This is a genomic window from Caballeronia sp. AZ7_KS35, from assembly GCF_023631045.1.
GTDB classification, from domain to species: Bacteria; Pseudomonadota; Gammaproteobacteria; order Burkholderiales; family Burkholderiaceae; genus Caballeronia; species Caballeronia zhejiangensis.
This window is the reverse complement of sequence record NZ_JALQDV010000078.1, coordinates 1-5445: the sequence shown is the minus strand read 5'-3', so window position 1 is coordinate 5445 and position 5445 is coordinate 1. Positions and strand designations below refer to the sequence as shown.

Annotated in this window: 2 tRNA genes and 3 rRNA genes; all 5 read right to left on the bottom strand. The window is 53.3% G+C overall.

Annotation, left to right across the window (positions count from 1 at the left end):
• Positions 1-10: 10 nt before the first annotated feature.
• A 5S ribosomal RNA gene (gene rrf / locus NCT05_RS36485) occupies positions 11-123 on the bottom strand.
• Positions 124-279: 156 nt separating this feature from the next.
• Positions 280-3162 (bottom strand): 23S ribosomal RNA (locus tag NCT05_RS36480).
• A 285-nt stretch (positions 3163-3447) separates the two neighbouring features.
• Positions 3448-3523: transfer RNA gene (locus NCT05_RS36475), tRNA-Ala, on the bottom strand.
• Positions 3524-3570: 47 nt separating this feature from the next.
• Positions 3571-3647: transfer RNA gene (locus NCT05_RS36470), tRNA-Ile, on the bottom strand.
• Positions 3648-3710: 63 nt separating this feature from the next.
• Positions 3711-5242: ribosomal RNA gene (locus tag NCT05_RS36465) — 16S ribosomal RNA — on the bottom strand.
• The 16S, 23S and 5S rRNA genes sit together here with 2 tRNA genes alongside, the layout of an rRNA operon.
• Between the last annotated feature and the right edge of the window lie 203 nt (positions 5243-5445).

The window sequence follows — 5445 nt, the reverse complement described above, 5'->3', positions numbered from 1 at the left end:
AGCATGAGGAGCCTGACGATTACCTACTTTCACACGGGTATCCGCACTATCATCGGCGTGGAGTCGTTTCACGGTCCTGTTCGGGATGGGAAGGGGTGGGACCGACTCGCTATGGTCATCAGGCATGACTTGTTGTTGTCTCGCCTGGGTGGGCGCGACAACCAATCTGGGAAGAAGTAGAAGTGTTTGGGTAGTGAGTGTCGCACAACGCTACTCAACCAGGGGTGGTATTGACCAAGCGCTGTGGCGCCAAGTCAGTACGTGAAACACACTGGTTATAGGATCAAGCCTTACGGGCAATTAGTATCAGTTAGCTCAATGCATTACTGCACTTACACACCTGACCTATCAACGTCCTGGTCTGGAACGACCCTTCAAGGGGCTCGAAGCCCCGGGGATATCTCATCTTAAGGCGAGTTTCCCGCTTAGATGCTTTCAGCGGTTATCTCTTCCGAACATAGCTACCCGGCGATGCGACTGGCGTCACAACCGGTACACCAGAGGTTCGTCCACTCCGGTCCTCTCGTACTAGGAGCAGCCCCCTTCAAATATCCAACGCCCACGGCAGATAGGGACCAAACTGTCTCACGACGTTTTAAACCCAGCTCACGTACCTCTTTAAATGGCGAACAGCCATACCCTTGGGACCGGCTACAGCCCCAGGATGAGATGAGCCGACATCGAGGTGCCAAACACCGCCGTCGATATGAACTCTTGGGCGGTATCAGCCTGTTATCCCCAGAGTACCTTTTATCCGTTGAGCGATGGCCCTTCCATACAGAACCACCGGATCACTATGACCTGCTTTCGCACCTGCTCGACTTGTCGGTCTCGCAGTTAAGCACGCTTATGCCATTGCACTATCAGCACGATTTCCGACCGTACCTAGCGTACCTTCGTACTCCTCCGTTACGCTTTGGGAGGAGACCGCCCCAGTCAAACTGCCTACCATGCACTGTCCCCGACCCGGATCACGGGCCAAGGTTAGAACCTCAAACAAACCAGGGTGGTATTTCAAGGACGGCTCCACCGAAACTGGCGTTCCGGTTTCATAGCCTCCCACCTATCCTACACAGATCGGTTCAAAGTCCAATGCAAAGCTACAGTAAAGGTTCATGGGGTCTTTCCGTCTAGCCGCGGGGAGATTGCATCATCACAAACACTTCAACTTCGCTGAGTCTCGGGAGGAGACAGTGTGGCCATCGTTACGCCATTCGTGCAGGTCGGAACTTACCCGACAAGGAATTTCGCTACCTTAGGACCGTTATAGTTACGGCCGCCGTTTACCGGGACTTCAATCAAGAGCTTGCACCCCATCATTTAATCTTCCGGCACCGGGCAGGCGTCACACCCTATACGTCCACTTTCGTGTTTGCAGAGTGCTGTGTTTTTATTAAACAGTCGCAGCCACCAGTTTATTGCAACCCTTTCACCCTCCTGGCGCAGGCCAGTCAAGCTACAAGGGCGTACCTTATCCCGAAGTTACGGTACCAATTTGCCGAGTTCCTTCTCCCGAGTTCTCTCAAGCGCCTTAGAATACTCATCTCGCCCACCTGTGTCGGTTTGCGGTACGGTCATCGTTAGACTGAAGCTTAGAGGCTTTTCTTGGAACCACTTCCAATTGCTTCGCTTCCGAAGAAGCTCGCGCCACGCCCTTGAATTACGCACCCGGATTTGCCTAAGTGCCTTCTCCAACGCAGCGACCGGGACGTCCAACACCCGGACAACCTTCCGCGATCCGTCCCCCCATCGCATCTAACAATGGTGCAGGAATATTGACCTGCTTCCCATCAGCTACGCATTTCTGCCTCGCCTTAGGGGCCGACTCACCCTACGCCGATGAACGTTGCGTAGGAAACCTTGGGCTTACGGCGAGGGGGCTTTTCACCCCCTTTATCGCTACTCATGTCAGCATTCGCACTTCCGATACCTCCAGCACGCTTTTCAACGCACCTTCGCAGGCTTACGGAACGCTCTCCTACCACACGTACTTGCGTACGCATCCGCAGCTTCGGTGACTGGCTTGAGCCCCGTTACATCTTCCGCGCAGGACGACTCGATCAGTGAGCTATTACGCTTTCTTTAAAGGGTGGCTGCTTCTAAGCCAACCTCCTGACTGTTTTAGCCTTCCCACTTCGTTTCCCACTTAGCCAATCTTTGGGACCTTAGCTGGCGGTCTGGGTTGTTTCCCTCTTGACACCGGACGTTAGCACCCGATGTCTGTCTCCCGTGATTGCACTCTTCGGTATTCGGAGTTTGCTATGGCGTAGTAATCCGCAATGGACCCCACAACCATGACAGTGCTCTACCCCCGAAGGTGATACACGAGGCACTACCTAAATAGTTTTCGGAGAGAACCAGCTATTTCCAAGTTTGTTTAGCCTTTCACCCCTATCCACAGCTCATCCCCTAACTTTTCAACGTTAGTGGGTTCGGTCCTCCAGTACGTGTTACCGCACCTTCAACCTGGCCATGGATAGATCACTTGGTTTCGGGTCTACGCCCAGCAACTGATCGCCCTGTTCGGACTCGCTTTCGCTACGCCTGCCTTAATCAGTTAAGCTCGCTACTGAACGTAAGTCGCTGACCCATTATACAAAAGGTACGCCGTCACCCGTTTCCAGGCTCCGACTGTTTGTATGCATGCGGTTTCAGGATCTATTTCACTCCCCTCCCGGGGTTCTTTTCGCCTTTCCCTCACGGTACTGGTTCACTATCGGTCGATCACGAGTATTTAGCCTTGGAGGATGGTCCCCCCATCTTCAGACAGGATTTCACGTGTCCCGCCCTACTTGTCGTACCCCTAGTTCTTCCTCGCTGTTTTCGTCTACAGGGCTATCACCTGCTATGGCCGCACTTTCCAGAGCGTTCGACTAACAACAAAGATAAAGAGTACAGGCTGATCCCATTTCGCTCGCCACTACTTTGGGAATCTCGGTTGATTTCTTTTCCTGCGGTTACTTAGATGTTTCAGTTCACCGCGTTCGCTCCACACAACCTATGTATTCAGTTGTGGGTACTCCATTAGGAGTGGGTTTCCCCATTCGGACATTTGTGGATCAAAGCTCGTTTGCCAGCTCCCCACAACTTTTCGCAGGCTACCGCGTCCTTCATCGCCTGTGATCGCCAAGGCATCCACCACATGCACTTGTTCGCTTGACCCTATAACAAGTGTGTCTCTCTCGAGCCACCCTCGCCATAGGCTGAGTATTCGCGTTGTGCCGTATTCCAAGTCATCGTCAAGATCACTTTTCATACTTGATACAATCACTACCCTGACTACCCGACTCACACCCATCTCTAAGTGCTTTTAGATAGTCTCTTTACTACTTCTTCCAGATTGTTAAAGAACGTTTAGCCGACAAGCTCACTTCACTCGCCTGCGACATCAACTGGCTTTCAATCGCCAATGCAAAGTGCTTCACGAAACACTGCGCATTGAGGACTTGGTGGAGGATGACGGGATCGAACCGACGACCCCCTGCTTGCAAAGCAGGTGCTCTCCCAGCTGAGCTAATCCCCCGCGTCTTGCGTCTGCAGCCTCACTGACTGCCTGACTCATCTTGACCGTGGTGGGTCTGGTTGGATTCGAACCAACGACCCCCGCCTTATCAAGACGGTGCTCTAACCGACTGAGCTACAGACCCAAAGCCTGTCTTCAAACAACAGCCGATAAGCGTGAGCGCTTAACTTCGTGTGCGAAGCTCGAGAAAGGAGGTGATCCAGCCGCACCTTCCGATACGGCTACCTTGTTACGACTTCACCCCAGTCATGAATCCCACCGTGGTAAGCGCCCTCCTTGCGGTTAGGCTACCTACTTCTGGTGAAACCCACTCCCATGGTGTGACGGGCGGTGTGTACAAGACCCGGGAACGTATTCACCGCGGCATGCTGATCCGCGATTACTAGCGATTCCAGCTTCACGCAGTCGAGTTGCAGACTGCGATCCGGACTACGATCGGTTTTCTGGGATTGGCTCCACCTCGCGGCTTGGCAACCCTCTGTTCCGACCATTGTATGACGTGTGAAGCCCTACCCATAAGGGCCATGAGGACTTGACGTCATCCCCACCTTCCTCCGGTTTGTCACCGGCAGTCTCCTTAGAGTGCTCTTGCGTAGCAACTAAGGACAAGGGTTGCGCTCGTTGCGGGACTTAACCCAACATCTCACGACACGAGCTGACGACAGCCATGCAGCACCTGTGCGCCGGTTCTCTTTCGAGCACCCCCACCTTTCAGCAGGGTTCCGACCATGTCAAGGGTAGGTAAGGTTTTTCGCGTTGCATCGAATTAATCCACATCATCCACCGCTTGTGCGGGTCCCCGTCAATTCCTTTGAGTTTTAATCTTGCGACCGTACTCCCCAGGCGGTCAACTTCACGCGTTAGCTACGTTACTAAGGAAATGAATCCCCAACAACTAGTTGACATCGTTTAGGGCGTGGACTACCAGGGTATCTAATCCTGTTTGCTCCCCACGCTTTCGTGCATGAGCGTCAGTGTTGGCCCAGGAGGCTGCCTTCGCCATCGGTATTCCTCCACATCTCTACGCATTTCACTGCTACACGTGGAATTCTACCTCCCTCTGCCACACTCAAAGCCTGCCAGTCACCAATGCAGTTCCCAGGTTAAGCCCGGGGATTTCACATCGGTCTTAACAGACCGCCTGCGCACGCTTTACGCCCAGTAATTCCGATTAACGCTCGCACCCTACGTATTACCGCGGCTGCTGGCACGTAGTTAGCCGGTGCTTATTCTTCCGGTACCGTCATCCTCCATCCATATTAGGGACGAAGTTTTCTTTCCGGACAAAAGTGCTTTACAACCCGAAGGCCTTCTTCACACACGCGGCATTGCTGGATCAGGGTTGCCCCCATTGTCCAAAATTCCCCACTGCTGCCTCCCGTAGGAGTCTGGGCCGTGTCTCAGTCCCAGTGTGGCTGGTCGTCCTCTCAGACCAGCTACAGATCGTCGCCTTGGTAGGCCTTTACCCCACCAACTAGCTAATCTGCCATCGGCCGCCCCTATAGCGCGAGGTCCGAAGATCCCCCGCTTTCTCCCTTAGGTCGTATGCGGTATTAATCCGGCTTTCGCCGGGCTATCCCCCACTACAGGACACGTTCCGATGTATTACTCACCCGTTCGCCACTCGCCACCAGGGTTGCCCCCGTGCTGCCGTTCGACTTGCATGTGTAAGGCATGCCGCCAGCGTTCAATCTGAGCCAGGATCAAACTCTTCAGTTCAATACCTGTTACTGTTTTCTATTCTTCCGAATAGGTCGCTCACTCAACGTACTGACGATGATTTATTCCATCCAAAGATGAACAAACCTTCCTCTGATACTTCGTGTGAGACTCTTGATACTTTTGCTATTGCCGATTCCGAAGAACCAGCCGCACTCGCCATCAAGCGCCCACACTTATCGGCTGTTAGTTTTTAAAGAGCA